Below are 22740 nucleotides of genomic sequence, written 5' to 3' on the forward strand. Positions count from 1 at the left end.
TGAGTGTCCGACCTGCCCGTGCGTGCGCCGTTTCGACGTCGAACAGACCTTTCGTCCGGCGGAAACGACGAAACGTCGCTACGTTGACACCAAAGATCCGGCTCGGGGAGGGATACCGCAATGTCCAGCACTGTCACGGTTCGGCCCGCGAAGGGCGTAGGAGTCATCGGACTCCTCAGCGTCATCGCAGGGATCGTCATGATCATCGCGGGTGGTGTCACCTGGGGTGTCGTGTCCTCGCAGCTGTCGGCCGAGGACATCACGGTGTCCGACGACGCGTCGTTCCTCGCGGGGGCCCACGTCAGCGGTCCGTTCTCCGCCTATGCGCAGGCCGAGGTCATCAACAAGCACGCGCTCGAGATGAGCGACGGCCAGACCTACGCCGAGCTCCCGCAGGACGACGAGCGCCGCGCCACGGTCATGAACGCGTCGTTCCTGCGTGCCTCGCTCTTCACGTCGGTCGTCGCGTTCGGCGTCGCTGCCCTCGTGATCGGCCTGGGCATCATGTTCATCCTCATCGGGATCGCGCTCCGCAAGATCGCGAGCGGTCCGGCGGTCGCGGTCGAGACGCCGGGCGGCTACACCTCGGGCGGCGGTCTCTCGTCCGCGGCACCCCCCGCGCACACCCCTGCGCACGCGGCGCCGGCAGCGCCCGTGACGCCCGCCCCGACGACGCCCACGACGCCGGCACCCACGACGCCGGCACCCACGACGCCGCCGGTCACGCCGCCCACCCGCACGTCGACCCACACGGCTCCCGTCGAGGAGCCCAAGAGCCCGGGCGTACCGCCGACCGGTACCGACACGCCTCCCGCAACACCCCCGACGGAGGGCACGCCCCCGCGCTGAGGCACTCTCGCACGGAAGCACGACGGCGGCGCACCGGTCCTTCGACCGGTGCGCCGCCGTCGTGCTCACCTCTTCCGGTGCCGAGTGCATGGTTCGGCTGCGACACGCCGGGCGTGTCGCAGCCGAACCATGCACTCACGCGAGGACGGTCACCGGTGGGCTCGTTCACGGGCGCTGCGCCGGCTGCTCGACACGATCGAGCCGACCACGAGCACCAGGCCCGCGACGCTCAGCAGGGCGATGAGCGCGACGTCCAGGTCGTACGTCGCGCCGAGGGCCAGGGCGAGGATGCCCGCGCCCACCGCGACGATGATGAAGCCCCACACGACCGTGCCCACGCGCAGGCCCCGGTTGCGCGGGTCCTCGCCGGGGACCGCGCTGCTGGGGGCGAGGTTCGCCTTCTGCTGCGCCGTGGTGTTCCACTGCGCGGCCGGGTCGACCGCAGGGGCGGGTGCCGGGGCCGCGGCGGGAGCTGCTGCCGGGACGACCGGCTCGGGCGCAACCGGCGCGTCCTGCACCGGGTAGGCCTGCGTGTGCGTCGGCGCAGCCTCCCAGACGGGCAGTGCCTGAGTCGGGGGAGTCACGGGGAGAGCCTGGGTGGGCTCGGCGGCGGGCAGCGCCTGGGTCGCCTCGGTCCGGAACAGCTCGTCGGCCAGGTCGGCCTCGGACGGAGCGGCCGCCTCCAGGACCTGCGTCGCGTCGGGGTCACCGTCGGCTTCGTCGGCCCCGGCTCGCGCCTCCTCGGTGGCCTCGCTCGGCGTGACCGCGAGCTCGATCGTCGGGTCGACCGGGGGGAGGGCCTGAGTCTCGTCGCTGTCGTCGGACTCGTAGGGGGTCTTCTCGGTGGTCATGATTCCTCCCGGATGGTGACGTCTCCCGCGGCGACGTCGACCTCGAGCAGGAGCACGGGGTCGGCGCCGTCGGAGACGGAGTCGGTGGTGAAGGTGTACGGGCGGGTGTTGACGCCGTTGACGCTGCGGCGCTCGCCGTCGACGGTCCAGGTCGCGTTGCCAGCGAGGACGCGGACCTCGGCCTCGACCGGGACGCCCGAGGGGACGATCACGGTCAGGTCCCCGGCCCGCAGGTCGACGGGGACGACGACGGGGTCCTCGCCGACCGCGCTCAGGTCGAGCCGGCTCAGGTCGACGACGGGGTCGCCGAACGTGAAGGCGAACCCGTTCTCCGCGTCCTCGACCGAGGTGACCGTGTAGGTCGAGTCCGACGCGCGGCCCTGGAGGTTCACGTCGAAGCGGTCGACCGAGCTCCAGCCGGCGATCGGGAGCGCGATGATCGTCGCGACGATCGCGAGGCCACCCAGGGCTCCGCTCGTGCGGCCACGCAGGCCCGAGATCACGACGCCGAGGCCGAGGAGGATGATCGTCGCGCCGATCCACGTGTAGAAGAACGGCACGTCGATCACGTCGCGACGCTCGAGCAGCATGAGGACCGCTGCGCCGAGCAGGCTCACGCCGAGCGTGATCCCGACGATCGCGGTGCCCGGGCCGCGCGGGCGCCGGGCGGCGCGGGCGCGCTGCTCCTCGAGGCGGCGCAGCCGGTCGGCCTCGCGCTGGGCCTGGCGTCGGGCCTGCTCCTGGGCGCGCGCGGCCTGCTGGGCTGCGGCCTGCTGGGCGGCGTAGGCCTGGGGCGGGACGGGCGGGGTGGGGCGCTGGCCCGCATAGCCCTGCGGGGGCAGGGGAGCGGAGGCGGTGTACGCGTGGCCCGACGGCGCCGCGGGGGTCGCGGGGTACGTCACCCCGGGTGCGGCGCCCGGGGCGGGAGCTCCGTACGGGGGGCGTGCCTGCGTGGGCTGGCCGGGGCGGCCGTGCTGCCAGGCGTTCCCCTGGTGGCCCTGCTGGGAGGGCGCGACGCCCGGTCCGAACGGCTGAGCGGGGTAGGGCTGGCCGGGCTGGGCGACCGGCGGGGCCTGCTGCTGCGTGTGCTGGGCCGCGGTGTAGGCGGCGCGCTTGTCGTTGCGACGGTTGACGACCAGCACGATCACGACGACGACCGCGGCGGTCCAGAACAGTCCGTTGAGCCACTCGAGCCCTGCGAAGTGCCACCAGGACGACCAGCCGGTGCTCCAGCTCAGGCCGACGATGGTCGTCGCGGCCGCCCCGAGCATCGCGACGTCGAAGTCGCCGCGGATCGTCTGCTGCAGGTGGATGCGGCCGTCCCGGGACTCGGGGAGAAGGGCCCAAGCGACGCCGTACAGGACGAGGCCGGCTCCCGAGAGGAAGACCGAGACGACGAGGAGACCACGCACGATGAGGGGGTCGATCCCGAACCGGTCGGCGATCCCGCCCGCGACGCCACCGATCCAGCGGTCGTCCGAGCGGGAGATGCCGAGACGTCGGACGGCGTCGAAGAAGCTGTCCATCCCGGTGGACTGGGCCGGCGGGTTCGCGGGCGGACCGTCGGGACCCGCGGGCGCCGGACCGTTCGTCGGGTAGGGCGTCCCGGCGGTCTGCTGGGACGCCCCGGTCGGTGCGGAGCTCCCGGCCGGGGGTTCTGGGGAGGTGTCCTCGGTGTTCATGGCTCCAGCCTGCCGCGCACCTCCGCCGGACGGTATCGGGTGTTCCCCTGAGCCGACCCTGAATCGTGCGCCGCGGGACCCTGATCTTCCGGTCAGGGATGGGACCAAGGGGGCGTTTCGCCCGGTGGGGTCGCCGGGACGTGTGACCATCAGAGGGTGACACAGACCGCGCAACCAGCCAGGCGACTCCCGCTCCGGCGCCCCGAGCAGGGACGCTGGGTCGGTGGTGTGTGCCGAGGGCTGTCGCTGCACCTCGACCTGCCCGTGGGCGCGATGCGCCTCGTGATGGTCCTGCTCGCCCTCGCGGGCGGCGCGGGGATCGTCCTGTACGTCTTCCTCTGGGTCACGGTGCCCGTGGGCGACCCTGCGCAGGCCGCCGACGAAGAGCGCCCCGCCTCGCTCCGACGGATCGCGCCCCGTCTGCAGGGGCGCGTGCGCAAGCTCCCGGTGCGTGACGTCGCGATCGGCGTGGTCCTGCTGAGCGGGGCCGCTGTCCTGCTGGCGGCCCGTGCCGGGGTCGACGTCGAGGTCTCCTGGGTCCTGCCCGTGCTCATCGCGCTCGCGGGGACGGCCCTCGCGTGGTCGCAGCTCGACGCCGCGCAGCGGGGCCGCTGGCTCTCGCGCGCGGGGGGCAGGACGCCCGCCGGGGTCCTGCGGCTCGCGGGCGGTCTGGTCCTCGTCCTGGTCGGGGTCCTGCTCCTGGTGGGTCAGGACTCGACGGCCTCGGACATGGTCCGGGCGACCGTGGCGTCGCTCGCCGTGCTCGCGGGCGCTGCGATCGTGCTCGCCCCGTGGTGGCTGCGGCTCGTGCGCGAGCTCGGCGACGAGCGCGCGGCCCGGGCACGCGAGGCCGAGCGGGCGGACATCGCGGCCCACCTGCACGACTCGGTCCTGCAGACGCTCGCGCTCATCCGGGCCAGCGCCGCCGACGCGGACACCGTCGCGCGCCTCGCGCGGGCCCAGGAGCGCGAGCTGCGCGAGTGGTTGTACAACGACCGACCGGCTCCTGGTACGTCGCTCGCGGCCGAGCTCCGGACGCTCGTGGGCGAGGTCGAGGACCGCCAGAGCTGGCGGCTCGCGGCCGGCGCCGCGAGCACCGCGGGCATGAGCGCTGCGGGGACGGTCGGCGACGGCGGGTCGGCCGGGACGGCCGCGGTCGTGGTCGACGTCGTCGTCGTGGGGGACTGCGTGCCGACCGACGAGACCACGGCGCTCCTCCAGGCCACGCGCGAGGCGCTCGTCAACGCCGTCGCGCACGGGCGTCCGCCCGTCTCGGTCTACCTCGAGGTGTCCGACGACATGGTCGAGGTGTTCGTGCGCGACCGCGGCGACGGGTTCGAGATGAAGGACATCGCCCAGGACCGGTTCGGCGTGCGCGAGTCGATCATCGGGCGAGTGACGCGGCGCGGAGGGCAGGCCGAGGTCGTGTCGCGGCCGGGGTGGGGGACCGAGGTGCGGCTCAAGGTGCCCCGGGCGGCCGAGGCCGAGGGCGAGTCGACGGCCTCGACGGCCGCCACGGGTGCGACCGCACCTAGGATGCCGGGGGAGCCCGACGCGGGCACGACGCCCGTCGGACCGGCCCGGAACGGGGCGCGGCCTGCGCCGACGCCCTTCACGGGACCCGCGCCGCAGCCCGAGCCCATCGCCCGCACGACCCAGGAGCGCACGTGACCACCATCCCGAACCCCGAACCGGCCACGCTCCCGGGCGCGCCCGTCCCGGTCGTGCTCGTCGACGACCACCACATGTTCCGCGCGGGGGTCCGTGCGAGCCTCGACGGGCGCGTGGACATCGTGGGCGAGGCCGACAGCGTCGACGGCGCCGTCGAGGCCATCCGCGCCCTGCGGCCACCGGTCGTCCTGCTCGACGTGCACCTCCCGGGCGGCAACGGCGGAGGCGGGGCCGAGGTCATCACCCGCTGCTCCGACCTCCTGGGCTCCACGCGGTTCCTCGCCCTGTCCGTGTCCGACGCGGCCGAGGACGTCGTGGCGGTCATCCGGGCGGGAGCCCGCGGCTACGTGACCAAGGCGATCTCGGGTCCGGACCTGGCGGGCGCGGTCGTCCAGGTCGCGAGCGGCGACGCGGTCTTCTCGCCGCGGCTCGCGGGGTTCGTGCTCGACGCGTTCGGCACCGGGCAGGCCGACGTCGCGGTCGCCGACGACGAGCTCGACCGGCTCTCGGCCCGCGAGCAGGAGGTCATGCGGCTCATCGCGCGCGGCTACGCCTACCGCGAGGTCGCCTCGGAGCTCTTCATCTCGGTCAAGACGGTCGAGACCCACGTGTCGTCGGTGCTGCGCAAGCTCCAGCTCTCCTCGCGCCACGAGCTCACGCGGTGGGCCGCCGCCCGGCGCCTCCTCTGAGCCCGTCGGTCCGCTCCGGGGACACGCGACGAACCGCGAGATCTGGGCGTATTAGCAGGTGAGAAGCGGTTCGCCGCAGCCAGGTGGGGCGATAGCCTGGAGGGAGCCGGGTGAAGCCCTCCGGCCCGACGAAAAGGACCTCCGACGTGACGTACGTGATTGCTCAGCCTTGTGTGGACGTGAAGGACAAGGCGTGCATCGAGGAGTGTCCGGTGGACTGCATCTACGAGGGCAAGCGGTCGTTGTACATCCATCCTGACGAGTGTGTGGACTGTGGTGCGTGCGAGCCGGTGTGTCCGGTGGAGGCGATCTACTACGAGGACGACGTGCCCTCGGAGTGGAGCGACTACTACCGGGCGAACGTGGAGTTCTTCGATGACCTGGGGTCGCCGGGTGGTGCGGCGAAGATGGGCATGATCGAGAAGGACGACCCGATGATCGCTGCCCTGGCCCCCCAGGCCTGAGCGCAGCCACTCCCGAACCCCGAGGGGCCCGTCATCCTGCGGATGACGGGCCCCTCGACGTTCTCGCGTTCTCCGGGCGACCCGGCCTGCTCGAGCGGGTCCCCGGCCGACCGCGGGCCTCAGTCCAGCCCGGCCGCCCGCCAAGCGGGGCTGACGCGGACCACGTCCCCGATCACGGTCACGGCCGGGGCGCGGACCCCGGCGGCCGCGGCGACGTCGGCGATGGTCTCGAGCGTGCCGACGGTCGAGCGCTGGCGCGGGCCGTAGCCGTCCTCGACCACGGCGACCGGCGTCCGCGGTGACCGCCCGGAGGCCACGAGGGCCGCGGCCGAGTCGCGCAGCCGCGAGACACCCATGAGGAGGATCACGGTGTGGTCGGCCGCCGCCGGGACCTTGCCGATGTCCTCGTGCCCGGTCAGCACCGTGAACCCGCGCGACCAGCCGCGGTGCGTGACCGGGATCCCGACCGCAGCGGGCACCGAGACCGCGCTCGTGACGCCCGGCACGACCTCGACGGGGATGCCGTGCTCCTCGCACGCGATGAGCTCCTCGCCCCCGCGCCCGAACACGTACGGGTCGCCGCCCTTGAGTCGTACGACGCGGCGCCCGGCGAGCGCGTGCTCGACCAGCAGCGCGTTGATCTCGTCCTGCGGGACCGGGTGGAACCCCGGCGTCTTGCCGACGTCGACGATCACGACGTCGTCCCCGAGCTCGTCGAGCAGGGCACGCGGGCCCAGCCGGTCGGTGACCACGACGTCGGCCTGCGCGAGCAGCCGCCGCCCGCGCGCCGTGATGAGCCCGGCGTCGCCGGGGCCGCCGCCGACCAGGGCGACCGTCCCGACGCCGCCCGCGCCCGGGCGGACCTGACGCAGGGGGAGCTCGCCCGTCGCGAGCAGGGCGTCGATCGCGTCACGGATGCGCTGCGCCCGTCGCGGGTCGCGCCCCGCGTTGACGGCCACGGTGATCTTGGTGCTGTTGGTGCTGTTGGTGCTGTCGGTGCTCGGCGCGTCTGCCGCGGCCGACGTACCGGCCGACGAGCCGCCCACCGTGACCCGTGCGACCGCGGGCACCCAGGCGGTCCCGGCCTCGGCGTCGCCCGCGTTCACGCAGAAGATGCGCAGCGCCTCGGCCTCGGCCGCGACCTGCGCGTCGACCTCGGGCGATCCCGTCGCGGTGTGCACGAGCCACGCGCCCTCGAGGTCGCCCGGGCGGAACGCACGCGCGTCCCACCCGACCACGGGCCCGGGCGCGCCGGACCCGTCGAGGGGACGCGCGCCGTCGGGCAGGCGAGCCGCGCTGCCGGGCCCGGGGAGGGCGACCAGCGCCGCCAGGTCCTCGCAGACCTCGGGAGCCACGACGCGCACGTGCGCGCCCGCACCCACGAGGGACCGCGCGCGCCTCGCGGCCACGGGCCCACCGCCCACGACGACGACCGGACGGCCCGCGATCCGCAGGCCGAGAGGGTAGAGCTCAGAGTTCATGCGCCCATCATCGCCCGAGAGCGGCCGAAGCCAGCTCACGCCGGCGCAGCAGCCACCCCGAGCCCTTGCTCGTGGACGTCTCGGGAGCCAGGCCGCGGCGACGCAGCATGGTCTTCTCGACCGGAGCGAAGAACAGCAGCTCGATGACCATGCCGACCACGAGGATCAGCAGGATCGCGGTGAAGACGAGCGCCATGTCGGACAGCTCGCGCCCCTGCTGGAGGAACGCGCCCAGGCCGAACCCGATCCCCCCGCCGACCGCGATGATCTCCGCGGCCATGAGCGAGCGCCACGAGAACGCCCAGCCCTGCTTGAGGCCCGCGAGGTAGCCGGGGAACGCCGCGGGCAGGATCACGTCCTTGATCATCTGGAAGCGGCCCGCGCCCAGGACCTGGCCCACGCGCCGGTACAGCGGCGGCACCTGGTCCACGCCGGACACGATCCCGTTGATGATCGACGGGACCGCGCCCATGAGGATCACGAAGTACACCGTGGCGTCCGACAGCCCGAACCAGATGATGCCCGCGGGCACCCAGGCGACCGACGGCAGCACCTGCAGGCCCGTGATGATGGGCCCGAACGACACCCGCACCCAGCGCACGCGCGCCACGAGGATGCCCAGCGGGGTACCGATCGCGACGGCTGCGAGGAAGCCCAGGACACCGCGCGAGAGGCTCGTGCCGAGCGCTTGCCAGAGCGTGCCGCTCGCGGCGGCCCGGGTCACGGCCTCCCAGACCTGGGTGGGGCCGGGCAGGTTGTAGATGGGCTGGACCTCGAGCCACACCAGCACCTGCCAGACCGCGAGCAGGATCGCGATCGCGAGCACGGGCGGGTACACGGCCTGGAAGACCGTGGACCACCGGCTCGCGGTGGGCGCGACGCTCGTCTGGAGGGCGTCGAGCCCCGCCTCGATGTCGCCCACGTCCTTGGCGTGCCCGACGGCGGCGCTCGCCTCGCGGGGCGTGCTCACCTCGTCCTGGGGCCGGGTGGTGGGACTCTCGGCCGGGCCGGCGCCGGAGCGGGCCTCGTCGCGCGGGGTCAGGGTCTCAGACGGCATGGCGGCGGATCTCCTCACGGAGGTCGTTGGTGATCTCGGTCGCGAGGCGCGACGCGGCGGCGGCCTCGATGCTGCGTTGCTCGTTCGCGCCGTACACGTCGACGTCCCACTCGCGCACGATGCGTCCGGGGCGTGACGACATGAGCAGCACGCGCTGCCCGAGCCGTACGGCCTCGCGGACGTTGTGCGTGATGAAGACGATGGTGCGCCCGGTCTGCTCCCAGACGCGCTCGAGCTCGTCGTGGAGCAGGTCGCGCGTGATCGCGTCGAGCGCGGCGAAGGGCTCGTCCATGAGCAGGACGTCCCGTTCCTGGGCGAGCGAGCGGGCGAGCGCGACGCGCTGGCGCATGCCGCCCGAGAGCTCGTGGACGCGCTTGTCGCCCGAGCCGTCGAGCCGGACGAGCGAGAGCAGCTCGGCGGCCCGCTCACGGCGCTCCGCGCGCGGGACGCCGCGGAACTTCAGCGCGAGCTCGATGTTGCGGCTCGCGGTGAGCCAGGGGAACAGCGCGGACTCCTGGAACATCAGGGCCGCGCCGCCCCCGGCGACCTCCACGTCCCCCGTGGTCGGGCGCTCCAGACCCGCGACGATGTTGAGCAGCGTCGACTTGCCGCAGCCCGAGGCTCCGAGCAGGCAGACGAACTCGCCCTGCGCGATGTCCAGGTCGATCCCCTCGAGCACCGGGGCGCCCGCCGGGGAGAACCGCTTGGACACGCCGCGCAGGCGGACGCCGGTCGTGGGGCCGGTGCCCTCGTCGAGAGGGGTGCCGGCCGGGGAGCCCGTGCGGGCGGGGGACGTGGTGGTCATGGTGCTACTCCTTGCCGAGACCGGCGGCAGAGACGGTCGGCTGACCGGCCTCCGTCAGCACCTTGTTGAGGAGGCTCAGGTCGTAGATGCCGTTCAGGTCCGCCTCGGTGGTGGTCCCGGCGGTCACGCCGTCCTCGAGCAAGGTGTTGAGCGTGCCCGCGAGCGGGTCCGTCGTGAAGGTGATGTTGGTGAAGGCGCGGTCCAGGACGGCGTCCGACAGGGGCTTGCCGGCGATCTTCTCGATCTCGCCGTTGACGAGCGTCTTGGCCTCGTCGGGGTTGGCGTCGAGCCAGTCGATCGCCGCGACCTCGCCGCGCAGGAGCGCCTCGACCGTCTCCGGGTGCTCCTCGAGGAAGTCGGTGCGGACGATCAGGTGCGTGGTGAGGAACTGGCCGTCGTCCCACAGGTCCTTCTCGTCGACCAGGACGTGCGCACCGGCGTCGAGCACGAGGCGCGAGGCCCAGGGCTCGGGCAGCCAGCCGCCGTCGAGCTCGCCGTTCTGGAACAGCGTGAGGGTCTGGGCGTTCTCGGTCGGGGTGACCGCGACGTCCCCGCCGCCCTGGATGTCGTTCTCCAGGCCGTTCTCGGTGAGCCAGGCGCGCAGCGCGACGTCCTGGGTCCCGCCGAGCTGGGGCGAGGCGATCTTGGTGCCCTTGAGGTCGGCGGCCGTGTCGATCCCGTCGCGCACGACGAGCTGCGCGCCGCCCGACGTGGAGCCCGCGATGATGCGCACGGCCTCGCCGTTCGACTTCACGAAGTTGTTGATCGCGGGGTTGGGGCCGATGAACGTGGCGTCGATGGCCCCCGCGTTGAGGGCCTCGATCGCGGCGGGGCCGGCGTTGAAGACCTGGGTCGTGAGCGTGGTGTCACCCAGCGCCTCCTCGAACTGGCCCCCCGCGACCCCGACGAGCGCGGGGGCGTGGGTGACGTTCGCGAAGTAGCCGAGGCGCAGCTCGTCGGCCGGGCCGGAGGACGCGGCGGGGCTGTCGGCGGCGTCGGACGTGCCCGTCGAGCAGGCGGCGAGCAGGAGCAGGGGCGCGACGGCGAGCGCCGCGACCGCGGAGCGGGTGCGGGCGAAGCGGTGTCGTGACGTGCCGGCTCGGGTGAGGCGGGTCGGGCGGGACGACGTGTTCATGGAGTTTCCTTCGGGATGGTCGGTGGTTGCCTGGCGGTGGACGTGTCGTGTCCCGGCAGCGCCGATCCATGCAGTACGCGATCCGAGGGCCCGGTGGTCCGGGCCCGACCTGCGGTGGTCGGGGGACCTCAGATCGCGTACTGCACGGGACGCTGCGAAGGACATCGCACGGCCGCCAGAGCGTCTCCGACCATTCCTGCTGCGAGGGTGCCGCCGTCCTGACCGTCGATCAGGAGGAAGGCACCGGTGCGACGCGAGGTGATGTACTCCTCGGCCGCGACGGGGGAGGCCAGGCGCAGCGTGACGCGCCCGATGTCGTTGAGGTCGAGCGCCTCGGCGGGCTCGAGCTCGGCCGTGTCGAGGTTCAGGCGCCCGACGACGTCGCGCACCACGGCCTGCACGGTGCGGGTCGTGTGCTTGAGCAGGACGCGGGTGCCGGGGCGCAGCGTCTTGTCGCTGAGCCACGCGACGGTGCCCTCGACGTCCTGCGTGACCTGCGGGGCGTCGGCCGCGGCCGCGATGAGGTCACCGCGGGCGATGTCGATCTCGTCCGCGAGGCGGATCGTGACCGACTGGGGGGCGAAGGCCTCGGCGAGCGTGCCGTCGGCCGTGTCGATGCCCTCGACCGTGCTCCTCTTCCCGCTGGGCAGGACCACGATCTCGTCGCCCACGCGGACGACGCCCGAGGCGATCTGACCGGCGTACCCGCGGTAGTCGCGGAACCGCTCCTCGAGCGCCGCACCCTGGGGGCGCAGGACGACCTGGACGGGGAACCGGAACGCCTCGGTGTCCGGGGTCTCGGCCGGGGGGAGCTCCTCGAGCAGGTCGAGCAGGCTCGGTCCGTCGTACCAGGGGGTCTTGCCCTCGGGGCCGCCCGAGCGGTCGACGACGTTGACGCCCTCGAGCGCCGAGACGGGCAGCGTGAGGATGTGGGCGACGCCGAGCGAGGCCGCGGCCTCGCGGATCTGGTCGGCGAGCTCCTCGTAGCGCTCCTGGCTGTAGTCGACGAGGTCGATCTTGTTGACGGCCACGATCACGTGCGGGACGCGCAGGAGGCTCGCGACCGCGAGGTGGCGGCGCGTCTGCTCGAGCAGGCCCTTGCGGGCGTCGATGAGCAGCACGACGACGTCGGCCGTCGAGGCGCCCGTGACGGTGTTGCGCGTGTACTGCACGTGCCCGGGGCAGTCGGCCAGGATGAACGAGCGCTTGGCGGTCGCGAAGTAGCGGTAGGCGACGTCGATCGTGATGCCCTGCTCGCGCTCGGCGCGCAGGCCGTCGGTCAGCAGCGCGAGGTCGGCCGTCGCGAGGCCGCGGTCGCGCGAGACGCGTTCGACGGCGTCGAGCTGGTCCGCGAGCACGGACTTGGAGTCGAACAGCAGGCGGCCGACGAGCGTCGACTTCCCGTCGTCGACGGATCCGGCGGTCGCGAGGCGCAGCAGCGTGCTCGTGGGGAGCACGGGCGACTCGTCCGTGGTCTCGGTGGGCGAGGCGCCCTCGGCGGGCAGCGGGTGCGTGGTGGCGGCGCTCACTAGAAGTACCCCTCCTTCTTGCGGTCTTCCATGGCGGCTTCGGAGATCCGGTCGTCGGCGCGCGTCGCGCCGCGCTCGGTGATGCGGGTCGCAGCGACCTCGGTGATGACGTCGTCGACCGTGTAGGAGTCGGACTCGACCGCGCCCGTGCACGACATGTCGCCCACGGTCCGGTAGCGCACGGTCTCGGTACGCACGTCCGCGGCCTCGGCGTCGTTGCGGGGCTGGGAGTACGGCCCGACGGCGAGCAGCATGCCGTCGCGCTCGAAGACCTCTCGCTCGTGCGCGTAGTACAGGCTGGGCAGGTCGATCTTCTCGGCGGCGATGTAGCGCCAGATGTCGAGCTCGGTCCAGTTGCTCAGGGGGAACGCGCGGACGTGCTCGCCCGGGCGGTGGCGGCCGTTGTACAGGTTCCACAGCTCGGGGCGCTGGTTGCGCGGGTCCCACTGCCCGAACTCGTCGCGCAGCGAGATGACGCGCTCCTTGGCGCGCGCCTTCTCCTCGTCGCGGCGGCCGCCACCGAACACGGCGTCGAACTTGTGCCCCGTGATGGCGTCGAGCAGGGGCTGGGTCTGGAGCGGGTTGCGTGTGCCGTCGGCACGTTCGAGCAGGCGGCCGTCGTCGAGGTAGTCCTGGACGCTCGCGACCTCGAGGCGGGCGCCGAGGCGGGCGACCGTCGCGTCGCGGTAGGCGAGCACCTCGGGGAAGTTGTGGCCCGTGTCGACGTGCAGCAGCGGGAACGGCACGGGGGCGGGCCAGAACGCCTTGGTCGCCAGGTGCAGCATGACGACCGAGTCCTTGCCGCCGCTGAAGAGCAGCACGGGGCGCTCGAACTCCGCGACGACCTCGCGGATGATGTGGATGGCCTCGGACTCGAGGGACTCGAGCTGGGTCAGGCGGTACGTCTGGGCGGTATCCGCTGGGGAAGCCACTGGGGCGGTCACGGCGTCGCTCTTCTCGTCGGTGTGCGTGGGGGGTGCGGTCGCGGTGGTCGGTGCGGTCGGCAGGGACGCCGCCGTGGTCGTGGTGGGCGCGCTCATACGTGGAGCCCGCACTCGGTCTTGTCGAGCCCCGACCAGCGGCCCGCGCGCGGGTCCTCGCCGGGGGCGACCCGCCGCGTGCAGGGCGCGCAGCCGATCGAGGGGTACCCGTCGTTGAGAAGCGGGTTGAGGACCACCTGGTGGTCGGCCGCGTAGCCGAGCAGGTCGTCGAACGACCACGCGGCGAGCGGGTTGATCTTGACCAGCCCGTTCTTCTCGTCCCAGGTCACGAGCGGGGTGCTCGTGCGGGTCGGTGCCTCGTCGCGGCGCACGCCCGTGACCCAGACCTCGTACCCGCCGAGCGTGCGGGTCAGGGGCTCGACCTTGCGCATCGCGCAGCACGCGGCGGGGTCGCGCGACCAGAGGTCCTTGCCGTGCGCCTCGTCCTGCTGGGCCACGGTGAGCTGCGGCAGGACGTCGACGATCGTGACCTCCATCTGCTGCTCGACGGCGTCGCGCGTCCCCGTGGTCTCGGGGAAGTGGTAGCCGGTCTCGAGGAACAGGACGTCGACCCAGGGTGCCTGCTGCGCGACGACGTGCGGCAGGACCGCGTCGGCCATGGAGCACGCGACGGCGATCGAGTCCCCGAACTCGCGCACGGCCCACGCGACGACCTGCTCGGCGGTCGCCTCGGGGTGGTCGCTGTCGACGACGCCGGGCGTACCGCGCCCGTGGAGCTCGGCCTGGCCGCGCTCGACGATCGCGCGCAGCTCGTCGGCAGACCGCTTGGGGCGGGCGTCCTGTGCCCGGCGGGCCGCGTGCGCGGCCTTGGACGCCGTGCGCGCCTCGGCGCGCGCCTTGGCGGCGGCTCGCAGCGCGGCGAGCGGGTCGTTGCCCGTCGTGGCGACCGGGACGCCCGACGGCGTCGCGCCCGTCGCGTCGAGGGCGCCGCTCGGGGTCGTGGTCGTCCCGCTCATCGCAGCGACTCCTCGTCCGCACGGTGCGCCCACTGGGCGAAGGTCTCGGTGCCGTCCTTCTCCTTCTCGAACTGGCGCACGACGCGCTCGACGTACTCGGGCAGGTCGTCGTTGGTGACCTTGAGGCCACGGACCGTGCGACCCATGCCCGCCTCGGCTCGGTCGTCGGAGGCGAGCCCGCCACCGAGGTGCACCTGGAAGCCGGGGACCTGGTTGCCCTCGTCGTCCAGCACGAGCTGACCCTTGAGACCGATGTCCGCGGTCTGGATGCGGGCGCACGAGTTGGGGCAGCCGTTGATGTGCAGCGAGAGCGGCTTCATCGCGGAGAGGTCGCCCAGGCGCTTCTCGAGGTCGTCGATCGCGCGGCTCGCCGAGGCCTTGGTCTCGACGATCGCGAGCTTGCAGTACTCGATGCCCGTGCACGCGATGGTGCTGCGGCGGAAGGGGCTCGGGTTCGCGTCGAGGCCCTGCTCCTTGAGCCCCGAGACGACGCGCTCGAGGTGCTCGTCGGGGACGTCGAGCACGAGCAGCTTCTGGTGGGGAGTGAACCGCACGCGCTGCGATCCGGCCGACTCGGCGAGGTCCGCGACGGCCGCGAGGATGCTGCCCGAGACCCGACCCACGTACGGGGCCGCGCCGACGTAGTTGAGGCCGTCCTTCTGCTTGTGCACGCCCACGTGGTCGCCCGGCTGGTTGGGCTGCGGGGCGGGCGGGCCGTCCGGGAGCGCGTAGCCCAGGTACTCGGTCTCGAGGACCTCGCGGAACTTCGCGGGCCCCCAGTCCGCGAGCAGGAACTTCAGGCGCGCCTTGTTGCGCAGCCGGCGGTACCCGTAGTCGCGGAAGATCTGGACCACTCCGTGCCACACGTCGGCGACCTGCTCCTCGGTCACGAACGCGCCGAGGCGCTCGCCCAGGCGGGGGTTCGCGGACAGGCCTCCGCCGACCCACAGGTCGAACCCGACGCCCAGCTCGGGGTGCTCGAGCGCGACGAACCCGACGTCGTTGATCTCGTGGACCACGTCCTGGGACGGGTGGCCCGTGACGGCGGTCTTGAACTTGCGGGGAAGGTTCGCGAGCTCGGGGACGCCGATGTACTTGTCGGTGATCTCCTTGATGACGCGGGCGGGGTCGATCAGCTCGTCGGCCGCGATCCCGGCCACGGGGCTGCCGAGCACGACGCGCGGCACGTCGCCGCAGGCCTCGGTGGTCTGCAGCCCCACGGACTCGAGCCGGCGCCAGATCTCCGGGACGTTCTCGACCTCGACCCAGTGGAGCTGGATGTTCTGGCGGTCGGTGATGTCGGCGCTGTCGCGGCCGAAGTCGCGCGAGATGTCCGCGATGACCCGGAGCTGCTCGGTGCTGACCGCGCCGCCGTCGATGCGCACGCGGAGCATGAAGTACTTGTCCTCGAGCTCGTGCGGCTCGAGCTGGGCCGTGCGCCCGCCGTCGATCCCGGGCTTGCGCTGCGTGTAGAGGCCCCACCAGCGGAAGCGGCCGTGCAGGTCGTCCCCCGAGATCGAGTCGAAGCCCTCGCGCGAGTAGACCTCCTCGATGCGTTGCCGCACCGAGAGCCCGCCGTCCTCCTGCTTCCACTTCTCGTTGCCGTTGAGCGGCTCCTTGCCGTCGACGGCCCACTGGCCGTTGGGCCTGGCGACGCGTGCGGGGCGGGCCGGGCGCGCGGGGGGAGCGGCGCCGTCGGGCGTCTGCGCGGTGGTTCCAGCGGCCGTTCCGGCGGGGGCGTCCGCCGGGGTGGCCGGGCTGCTGCCGGCCGACCGGTCGGCGACGGGGGTCGCCTCGGTGGTGGTGTGCGGCGGCGTCATCGTGCTCCTCATGGGGGGACATGGGCACACGGGGCCAGAGGTCTCAGCGCGACGAGGGGAGTGGCTGAGGGCCGACCACGCGCGCCCTCGGCTCAGAAAGATGGCGAGCGGTCGGCGAGGACGGCTCGGGCTGAGTCAGGCGCGGGTCAACAACAACAGCAGAAGCTGTTGCGGGCGCACGCCGTCGACTCGTGACGTGCCGTCACGAGGAGGAGGTGCGCTGCCGTGGTCATGGCGGGAACGCTACAGAGGCCGCGACCGTATGGGTAGCCCCTGTCCGCATGGTGGATGGGTGTCTCAGACTTCGGCCCCCGGGGCCGAGCAGGGCCGGGGTGCCGACGGCCCTGCTCGGTGCGCGCGTCAGGTGGTCGGCGGCGGCCCGGCGAGGCCGGACCGCCTATCGCGCACGGACGCCGCCGCGGATGCCGCCGTGGTCGCCGCGCGCGGCGTCCGGACGCCGGACGGCACGCCAGAGCGTGACCCACTGATCGGCGGTGAGGTCTCGGGGGAGGGCGGTCGCGGCCCGGTGCGAGGCGAGCCAGGCGCGCACCGCGTCGTCCAGCAGGCCGCGTCGCCGCAGGACGTCGCACAGGCCCCTCCCTCGGCCCGTGAAGACCTCTGCCACGAACCGCTGGTAGGCGGCGCGCTCGCTCGCGGGCAGGGAGCTGCGGCGGGAGATGCTCAGCAGGCCCCCGTCGGTCGACGGTGCCGGGCGGAACGCTCGCGCCGGGACGCGGGCGCACAGGTCGAACGAGTACCAGGGCCACCACTGCGCGGTCAGCATGGTCGCACCGCCGACGCCTGCGCGTCGTCGGGCCACCTCCCACTGCACGAGCAGCACGGCCCGGGACCAGGCGGGCTCGTCGAGGAGCCTGCGCAGGATCGCGGTCGTCAGGTGGAACGGGACGTTGCCGACCACCACGTGGGGCTCGGCAGGATGGGGGGACCGGAGGTAGTCGGCGTGCCGGACCTCGACCGTCCGTGGCAGCCGACGACGCAGGCGTCGCACCTGGCGCTCGTCGATCTCGACCGCGACGACCGGGCGGCCGAGGCGCGCGAGCGGGACGGTGATCGCTCCGTCCCCCGCGCCGATCTCGAGGATCGGGCCCGAGGTCCGGGCGACGAGGTCGACCATCTGCCGCGGGACGCGGGGGTCGGTGAGAAAGTTCTGGCCGTTCTCGTGCCGGCCGTCGGACGGGAGGTGCTCAAGATGGCGCAACGTGGGGCTCCGCAGGGCGTGGAGGGCGCCGGGCAGCACGAGGTGACCGCTCCGGCAGGGACCGGGCGGCGGAGCCGAGGGGAGAGGGTCCGCCGCTAGGAGCGGCGAAGGCGGGCGTAGAACGCGCAGGACGCGCCGAAGGCTGACATAGGGCGACCGTACGGCGGTCCCGCGCTGAGCTGCCAGGGTTTTTTGGGGGCGCGTCTTGGCGTGCGGCGACACGCGGAGATTTTTCCGACAGTCGCGTCAGCAAACTAGGATGGAGCCATGGAAATCGTCTACAACGTGTTCGCGGTCCTGCACTTCGTCGGCTGGGCCATCGTCCTCGGCGGCTACTTCGTGTCGCTCAGGTCCGCGGCGCTCAACAAGGGCGTCTTCCACGGTGCTGCGACGGCTGCCGTCGCGGGCATCCTCATGGTCGGCGTGGCCGAGATGAGCGGCATGTGGGACGACGGCGGGCCGAGCATGGTCAAGATCGGCATCAAGCTGGTCATCGCCGTGATCATCGCCGTCCTCGCGTTCGTCGGCGTGCGCCAGGGTGACAAGATCTCGCCTGCGCTCAAGCACTCGATCGGCGGCCTCACGCTCGTCAACATCATCGTGGCCGTCTTCGTCTGACGTCTTGCGGCGCGCACGGCGCGCCGGCACGGGACCAGGCCTCCGGCGGATCGACCGCCGGGGGCCTTCGTCGTGCGAAGGTTGGCCCCGTGAGCATCGCTGGAGAGATCGTCGTCGGGCTGGTGATCCTGGTCGGGCTGGCCGGGATCGTCGTGCAGGTGCTGCCGGGGAACACGCTCGTGGGTGGGGCGATCCTCGTCTGGGCGATCATGACGGGCGGCACCACGGCCTGGGTGTGCTTCGCGGTCGCTGCCACGTTCATCGTGGCGGCCGAGGGCGGGCAGCTCCTGCTCGCGGGACGGCACATGCGCCGGGCGGACGTGCCCTGGTCGACGCTCGCCTGGGGCGGGCTCCTGGGCGTCGTCGGCTTCTTCGTGATCCCCGTGGTCGGACTGTTCATCGGGTTCGTGCTCGCGGTGTTCGTCGCCGAGCTGCTGCGCCGTCGCGACCGCCGGGCGGCCTGGCGGGCCACGGTCGCCGCGCTCCAGGCGACCGGCATCACGATCGTGGTCCAGCTCCTGGGCGGACTGCTCGCGACGGCGGCGTGGGGTGTGGGGCTCGCGCTGACGTGAGCCGCGGGGGCCTCGCGGTGCCGAGCACGAGGTTGCGGTCGCAATGAGCTGCAGGACGACCGCAACGTCGTTCTCGGCAACTCCTCGGCAGGTTCGCGTCGGCCCCCAGAGGCTCAGGCCTCGAGCCGCGCCCGCAGCCGGTACTCCAGGCCCACGCGCACGGTCGGCCACTCGGCGGCCGTGACGGAGTAGACGGCCGTGTCCCGCAGCGTGCCGTCGTACCCGATCTGGTGGCTGCGCAGCACGCCGTCGAGCTTGGCACCCAGGCGCTCGATCGCGGAGCGGGACTCCCGGTTGTGGAAGTGCGTGCGGAACTCGACCGCGATCGCGTCGAGGTCGTCGAACGCGTGCGCGAGCAGCAGGAGCTTGGCGGCGGGGTTCGCGCCCGTGCCCTGGGCGCCCGCCCGCTGCCAGGTCGCGCCGATCTCGACCCGGCGGTTGAGCGGGTCGATCCCGAGGAACGTCGTGACGCCCAGCACCTGGTCGTCGGCGTTGCGGACCACGACCCAGGGGTTCGCCGTCCCCGCCTCGCGGGCCGCGACCTTGTCCTGGATGTACACCGCCATCTCCTCGGGGGTCGGGACCGAGGTGTACCAGCGGTTCCACAGCTCGCCGTCGCGCACGGCCTCGACCAGCGCGTCGTGGTGGTCCGGGCGCAGCGGGACGAGGCGCACGAGGGGGCCGGTCAGGGTCACTGGTTCGGTGAAGGCGTTCACGCCTCGGACACTATCGGGCGGGGGGCCCGGCTGGTCCCGGGGACCTGATCGTGGTCGGCGGGTGGTCGCGTGCCGAGAAGGGGCCGCGGTCGCCCTCAGCGCTGCAACGGCCCCGATCTCGCGCCCGGGCCGCCTCGCCGGGCCGGTCGACCTCGCTCCCTCTCAGCCGACCGAGATCTCCGTCACGTAGAGCACGTTGCCGTCGAGGTCGCGCATCGAGAACATGGGCGGCACGCCGTCCCAGCGGAGCAGCTCCTCGACGCGCACGCCGCGGGCGCCGAGCGTCGCGTGGTCGGCCGCGGCGTCCGAGGTCGCGAGGCGGATACCCGTGTCGACGCCAGCGGTCTGGTCCGGGCCGGCCGCGACGAGCGCGACCGAGACCGCTGCGCCCGGTGGGGCGACCTCGATCCAGCGGAAGCCCTCCTGCAGGTCGCCGTCCATGCGGACCTCGAAGCCCAGGGTGTCGCGGTAGAACGCGAGCGCGGCGTCCTGGTCGTCGACCGGGACCGCGACCGTGTGCAGTCCTGTGAAGTGGGTCGTCGTCATGATTTCCTCCCTCGCTGCGGTGCGCCTTCGGGCGAGGGCGTCGTCGGTAGGACCGCGTGGCCGCCGCGAAGTCATCGGTCGTGGGCCCGCGGCGTCGGGGGGAGGCGGACGCGCGAGTCCTGGTGCCGGTGGCGGCACGGACCTCGATGCCGGAAGTGTCGGTGCCCGCGCCTACCCTTGGAGGGCTATGACATCGCTCTTCGAGAACCTGCCGCTGCCCGGATTCGACCTCGCGTCCCTCGGGGACTCGTCGCGCCTGCCGTCCACCGCGCCGCGGTGGGACGAGGCGCCCGACGGCGGAGGTTCCGCCCGCGCGGGCACGCGCCCCGCGCGCGGCTCGTCGGGGTCGGGCGGCGCTGGTGCGCACGACGAGGACGGGCACCGCTCGGGCGGGTTCTCGCACATCGATCCCGAGTCGCTCCTCGACGGGCTCAACCCGGAGCAGCGCGAGGCCGTCGTGCACTCGGGCAGCCCTCTGCTCATCGTCGCGGGGGCCGGCTCGGGCAAGACGCGCGTGCTCACGCACCGCATCGCCTACCTGCTCGCGACGGGGCGTGCCCGGCCGGGCGAGATCCTCGCGATCACCTTCACCAACAAGGCTGCGGCGGAGATGCGCGAGCGCGTCGAGTCGCTCATCGGCCCGGCGGCCAAGTACATGTGGGTCTCGACGTTCCACTCGGCGTGCGTGCGGATCCTGCGCAAGGAGGCCTCGGCGCTCGGGCTCAAGTCGAGCTTCTCGATCTACGACGCGGCGGACTCCCAGCGACTCATCACGCTGGTCAGCCGCGAGCTCAACCTGGACGTGAAGAAGTACCCCGCGCGGACGCTGTCCAACAAGATCTCGGACCTCAAGAACGAGCTGATCGACCCCGAGCGCTACGCGCGGGAGAGCGGCGCGTCGGCTGCCGACGGCGCTCCCGGTGATCACGCCCCCGCCAACGCGTTCGACCAGGTCCTGTCCGACGTCTACACGCGTTACCAGGCCCGCCTCGCGCAGGCCCACGCGCTCGACTTCGACGACATCATCATGACCACGGTCAACCTCCTCCAGGCGTTCCCTGCGGTCGCGGAGCACTACCGCCGCCGGTTCCGGCACGTGCTGGTCGACGAGTACCAGGACACCAACCACGCGCAGTACGTGCTGGTGCGCGAGCTCGCGGGGGCCTCGGCCCCCGCGCCGGAGGACGGCGAGGGCACGTGGGCGCCGGGCACCGTCCCCCCCGGGGAGCTCACGGTCGTCGGTGACGCCGACCAGTCGATCTACGCGTTCCGCGGTGCGACCATCCGCAACATCCTCGAGTTCGAGGCCGACTACCCGAACGCGCGCACCATCCTGCTCGAGCAGAACTACCGCTCGACGCAGAACATCCTCTCGGCCGCGAACGCCGTGATCTCGCGCAACATCGACCGCAAGCCCAAGCGCCTGTGGACCGACGCGGGGGCGGGCGTCAAGATCATCGGTTACGTCGCGGACAACGAGCACGAGGAAGCGCGCTTCATCGCCGAGGAGATCGACCGCCTCGGCGACTCGGACGGCGTGCGCCCGGGCGACGTCGCGATCTTCTACCGGACCAACGCCCAGTCCCGTGCGCTCGAGGAGGTGCTCATCCGCGTCGGCCTGCCGTACAAGGTCGTCGGTGGCACGCGCTTCTACGAGCGGCGTGAGATCAAGGACGCGATCGCCTACCTGCGCGCCATCGCGAACCCCGACGACGACGTGAACCTGCGACGCATCCTCAACGTGCCCAAGCGCGGGCTCGGCGACCGCGCAGAGGCGCTCGTCGCGGCGTTCGCCGAGCGCGAGCGCATCTCGTTCGCCGCGTCGCTCGACCGCGCCGAGGAGATCCCGGGCATGACGACCCGGACCCTCAACCCGCTGCGCACCTTCCGCGAGCTGTTCCACGGGCTCCTCGACCTGTACGCCACCGGGGCGACGCCCGCGGAGATCCTCGGTGCGGTCCTCGACCGCTCGGGCTACCTCGCCGAGCTCCGTGCGAGCGAGGACCCGCAGGACGGTTCGCGCGTCGAGAACCTCGCCGAGCTGCACGCGGTGGCCAGCGAGTTCACCGAGCTCGAGCCCGAGGGCGACCTCACGGACTTCCTGGAGCGGGTCTCGCTCGTCGCGGACTCGGACCAGATCCCGTCGAGCGACGACGAGGGGCACGAGGGCAAGCCCGTCGTGGACCCCGGCGTCGTGACCCTCATGACGCTCCACACGGCCAAGGGCCTCGAGTTCCCCGTCGTGTTCCTCAGCGGCATGGAGGACGGCACGTTCCCGCACATGCGCTCGCTGCACGACGACAGCGAGCTCGCCGAGGAGCGCCGGCTCGCGTACGTGGGCATCACGCGCGCCCGGGAGCGGCTCTACATCTCGCGCTCCGCGGTGCGTTCGGCGTGGGGCATGGCCAACGAGTTCCCGCCCAGCCGCTTCCTGGACGAGATCCCCGAGGACCTGTGGGACTGGCGCCGCAGGGAGTCGTCCATGGCGACCCTGCGCGGGCCTGGCGGGTACACGGGCGGGTGGGGCTCGTCGTCGGGCGGTTCGCGAGGCGGCTCGGGCACCGGCTACGGCTCCGGGGGTTCGGGCTCGCGCAACGGCGCGGTGCGCATGCGCTCGGTCACGCCCAACCCGGACGGCCCCAAGTTCGGCTCGGCGACGCCGCGCAAGGAGGGGGACATCCCCTCGCTCGCGATCGGCGACAAGGTCACGCACGACGCCTACGGGCTCGGCACGGTCGTCGCGGTCGAGGGCGCGGGCACCAACGCGGTCGCCAAGATCGACTTCGGCGCGGACGGCACCAAGCGGCTCCTGCTGCGGTTCTCGCCCGTCACCAAGCTGTAGGCACCCGCCCGTCTCCGTGCCCGACGGCGTCGCTCACCTTCCGGGGTGAGCGACGCCGTCGGGCATCACCTCCCTGCGCCCGGCACTGGGCGCGCCGCGCGCTGCCCCGGGACGCCCGAGGTGTGGCCAAGGAGACAGCGCCACGGTCGCGGTTCGGACTGCCTCGTCTAGGTCCCCGCGTGTCGCCGGGCTACCCTGTGATGGGATGTCTCGATGTCGAGACATCGGTAGGCCGGT

Annotated in this window: 20 protein-coding genes; 7 read left to right on the top strand and 13 right to left on the bottom strand. The window is 72.9% G+C overall.

Annotated features, from left to right (window positions below; all coding sequences use genetic code 11):
* Positions 1 to 120 precede the first annotated feature (120 nt).
* Positions 121 to 849, top strand: coding sequence for a hypothetical protein (locus ACIPWA_RS01845; RefSeq protein WP_400287856.1), 729 nt, complete (start codon positions 121 to 123; stop codon positions 847 to 849).
* 149 nt (positions 850 to 998) lie between these two features.
* Here the strand turns inward: ACIPWA_RS01845 and ACIPWA_RS01850 are convergent, their stop codons facing one another.
* Together ACIPWA_RS01850 and ACIPWA_RS01855 are read right to left on the bottom strand one after the other, a co-directional pair.
* The gene (locus ACIPWA_RS01850) at positions 999 to 1700 is read right to left on the bottom strand and encodes a hypothetical protein (RefSeq protein WP_400287857.1); all 702 of its coding nucleotides are present in this window, start codon (positions 1698 to 1700) and stop codon (positions 999 to 1001) included.
* On the bottom strand, positions 1697 to 3382 hold the full coding sequence (locus tag ACIPWA_RS01855; protein ID WP_400287858.1) for a PspC domain-containing protein: 1686 nt from the start codon (positions 3380 to 3382) through the stop codon (positions 1697 to 1699). The genes ACIPWA_RS01850 and ACIPWA_RS01855 overlap by 4 nt, the downstream gene beginning before the upstream one ends.
* 156 nt (positions 3383 to 3538) lie before the next feature.
* Between ACIPWA_RS01855 and ACIPWA_RS01860 the strand changes: the two genes are divergently transcribed.
* The 3 genes from ACIPWA_RS01860 (at position 3539) to fdxA (ending at position 6206) form a co-directional block, all read left to right on the top strand.
* Entirely contained in the window at positions 3539 to 5053 is a 1515-nt protein-coding gene (locus ACIPWA_RS01860) for a PspC domain-containing protein (protein WP_400287859.1), read from the top strand.
* A gap of 5 nt (positions 5054 to 5058) precedes the next feature.
* Positions 5059 to 5742, top strand: coding sequence for a LuxR C-terminal-related transcriptional regulator (locus ACIPWA_RS01865; RefSeq protein ID WP_056654010.1), 684 nt, complete (start codon positions 5059 to 5061; stop codon positions 5740 to 5742).
* 146 nt (positions 5743 to 5888) lie between these two features.
* Complete coding sequence (gene fdxA, locus ACIPWA_RS01870) at positions 5889 to 6206, top strand: ferredoxin (RefSeq protein ID WP_056764260.1); 318 nt, start codon at positions 5889 to 5891, stop codon at positions 6204 to 6206.
* Between the two features lie 119 nt (positions 6207 to 6325).
* On the opposite strand, the gene cobA is transcribed toward fdxA, so the two are convergent.
* The 9 genes from cobA to erm form a co-directional block, all read right to left on the bottom strand.
* Complete coding sequence (cobA, locus tag ACIPWA_RS01875) at positions 6326 to 7687, bottom strand: uroporphyrinogen-III C-methyltransferase (protein WP_400287860.1); 1362 nt, start codon at positions 7685 to 7687, stop codon at positions 6326 to 6328.
* A 7-nt stretch (positions 7688 to 7694) separates the two neighbouring features.
* Positions 7695 to 8744, bottom strand: a complete 1050-nt coding sequence (locus ACIPWA_RS01880; RefSeq protein WP_400287861.1) for an ABC transporter permease — start codon at positions 8742 to 8744, stop codon at positions 7695 to 7697.
* Entirely contained in the window at positions 8734 to 9549 is an 816-nt protein-coding gene (locus tag ACIPWA_RS01885) for an ABC transporter ATP-binding protein (RefSeq protein ID WP_400287862.1), read from the bottom strand. The genes ACIPWA_RS01880 and ACIPWA_RS01885 overlap by 11 nt, the downstream gene beginning before the upstream one ends.
* A gap of 4 nt (positions 9550 to 9553) precedes the next feature.
* Positions 9554 to 10684 carry an ABC transporter substrate-binding protein gene (locus tag ACIPWA_RS01890; RefSeq protein ID WP_068627330.1) on the bottom strand — a complete coding sequence of 377 codons (1131 nt, stop codon included), beginning with the start codon at positions 10682 to 10684 and terminating at the stop codon, positions 9554 to 9556.
* Between the two features lie 128 nt (positions 10685 to 10812).
* Positions 10813 to 12141 carry a sulfate adenylyltransferase subunit 1 gene (locus ACIPWA_RS01895; protein WP_068706901.1) on the bottom strand — a complete coding sequence of 443 codons (1329 nt, stop codon included), beginning with the start codon at positions 12139 to 12141 and terminating at the stop codon, positions 10813 to 10815.
* 71 nt (positions 12142 to 12212) lie between these two features.
* The gene (gene cysD / locus ACIPWA_RS01900) at positions 12213 to 13253 is read right to left on the bottom strand and encodes a sulfate adenylyltransferase subunit CysD (protein ID WP_082848643.1); all 1041 of its coding nucleotides are present in this window, start codon (positions 13251 to 13253) and stop codon (positions 12213 to 12215) included.
* Positions 13250 to 14170 (bottom strand): phosphoadenylyl-sulfate reductase, encoded by a 921-nt coding sequence (locus tag ACIPWA_RS01905; RefSeq protein WP_400287863.1) that lies wholly within the window; start codon positions 14168 to 14170, stop codon positions 13250 to 13252. Before ACIPWA_RS01905 ends, cysD begins: the two co-directional genes overlap by 4 nt.
* Entirely contained in the window at positions 14167 to 15990 is a 1824-nt protein-coding gene (locus tag ACIPWA_RS01910) for a nitrite/sulfite reductase (protein ID WP_400287864.1), read from the bottom strand. The genes ACIPWA_RS01905 and ACIPWA_RS01910 overlap by 4 nt, the downstream gene beginning before the upstream one ends.
* Positions 15991 to 16387: 397 nt before the next feature.
* Positions 16388 to 17209 (bottom strand): 23S ribosomal RNA methyltransferase Erm, encoded by an 822-nt coding sequence (erm, locus tag ACIPWA_RS01915; RefSeq protein ID WP_068706897.1) that lies wholly within the window; start codon positions 17207 to 17209, stop codon positions 16388 to 16390.
* 267 nt (positions 17210 to 17476) lie between these two features.
* Here erm and ACIPWA_RS01920 point away from each other — a divergent pair, with 267 nt between their 5' ends.
* Together ACIPWA_RS01920 and ACIPWA_RS01925 are read left to right on the top strand one after the other, a co-directional pair.
* Positions 17477 to 17827 (top strand): hypothetical protein, encoded by a 351-nt coding sequence (locus tag ACIPWA_RS01920; protein WP_400287865.1) that lies wholly within the window; start codon positions 17477 to 17479, stop codon positions 17825 to 17827.
* Positions 17828 to 17916: 89 nt separating this feature from the next.
* Positions 17917 to 18399, top strand: a complete 483-nt coding sequence (locus ACIPWA_RS01925; RefSeq protein ID WP_056647576.1) for a DUF456 domain-containing protein — start codon at positions 17917 to 17919, stop codon at positions 18397 to 18399.
* Between the two features lie 113 nt (positions 18400 to 18512).
* Here the strand turns inward: ACIPWA_RS01925 and ACIPWA_RS01930 are convergent, their stop codons facing one another.
* On the bottom strand, positions 18513 to 19115 hold the full coding sequence (locus ACIPWA_RS01930) for a GNAT family N-acetyltransferase (RefSeq protein WP_068706889.1): 603 nt from the start codon (positions 19113 to 19115) through the stop codon (positions 18513 to 18515).
* A 162-nt stretch (positions 19116 to 19277) separates the two neighbouring features.
* Positions 19278 to 19661, bottom strand: coding sequence for a VOC family protein (locus ACIPWA_RS01935; RefSeq protein WP_068706887.1), 384 nt, complete (start codon positions 19659 to 19661; stop codon positions 19278 to 19280).
* A gap of 187 nt (positions 19662 to 19848) precedes the next feature.
* Here ACIPWA_RS01935 and pcrA point away from each other — a divergent pair, with 187 nt between their 5' ends.
* Positions 19849 to 22503: a DNA helicase PcrA gene (gene pcrA / locus ACIPWA_RS01940; protein ID WP_400287866.1), complete on the top strand. Its 2655-nt coding sequence runs from the start codon at positions 19849 to 19851 to the stop codon at positions 22501 to 22503.
* The last annotated feature ends 237 nt before the right edge of the window (positions 22504 to 22740 follow it).

This window comes from Oerskovia enterophila, assembly GCF_044748475.1.
Lineage (GTDB): Bacteria > Actinomycetota > Actinomycetes > Actinomycetales > Cellulomonadaceae > Oerskovia > Oerskovia enterophila.

Bases quoted from the DNA above. Each gene is read 5' to 3' on its own strand.
- cobA (WP_400287860.1), bottom strand. From the start codon at position 7,687: ATGAACTCTGAGCTCTACCCTCTCGGCCTGCGGATCGCGGGCCGTCCG.
- ACIPWA_RS01920 (WP_400287865.1), top strand. From the start codon at position 17,477: ATGGAAATCGTCTACAACGTGTTCGCGGTCCTGCACTTCGTCGGCTGG.
- pcrA (WP_400287866.1), top strand. From the start codon at position 19,849: ATGACATCGCTCTTCGAGAACCTGCCGCTGCCCGGATTCGACCTCGCG.
- ACIPWA_RS01905 (WP_400287863.1), bottom strand. From the start codon at position 14,170: ATGAGCGGGACGACCACGACCCCGAGCGGCGCCCTCGACGCGACGGGC.
- ACIPWA_RS01850 (WP_400287857.1), bottom strand. From the start codon at position 1,700: ATGACCACCGAGAAGACCCCCTACGAGTCCGACGACAGCGACGAGACT.
- ACIPWA_RS01890 (WP_068627330.1), bottom strand. From the start codon at position 10,684: ATGAACACGTCGTCCCGCCCGACCCGCCTCACCCGAGCCGGCACGTCA.
- ACIPWA_RS01855 (WP_400287858.1), bottom strand. From the start codon at position 3,382: ATGAACACCGAGGACACCTCCCCAGAACCCCCGGCCGGGAGCTCCGCA.
- ACIPWA_RS01845 (WP_400287856.1), top strand. From the start codon at position 121: ATGTCCAGCACTGTCACGGTTCGGCCCGCGAAGGGCGTAGGAGTCATC.
- ACIPWA_RS01935 (WP_068706887.1), bottom strand. From the start codon at position 19,661: ATGACGACGACCCACTTCACAGGACTGCACACGGTCGCGGTCCCGGTC.
- ACIPWA_RS01880 (WP_400287861.1), bottom strand. From the start codon at position 8,744: ATGCCGTCTGAGACCCTGACCCCGCGCGACGAGGCCCGCTCCGGCGCC.
- cysD (WP_082848643.1), bottom strand. From the start codon at position 13,253: ATGAGCGCGCCCACCACGACCACGGCGGCGTCCCTGCCGACCGCACCG.
- ACIPWA_RS01885 (WP_400287862.1), bottom strand. From the start codon at position 9,549: ATGACCACCACGTCCCCCGCCCGCACGGGCTCCCCGGCCGGCACCCCT.
- ACIPWA_RS01910 (WP_400287864.1), bottom strand. From the start codon at position 15,990: ATGACGCCGCCGCACACCACCACCGAGGCGACCCCCGTCGCCGACCGG.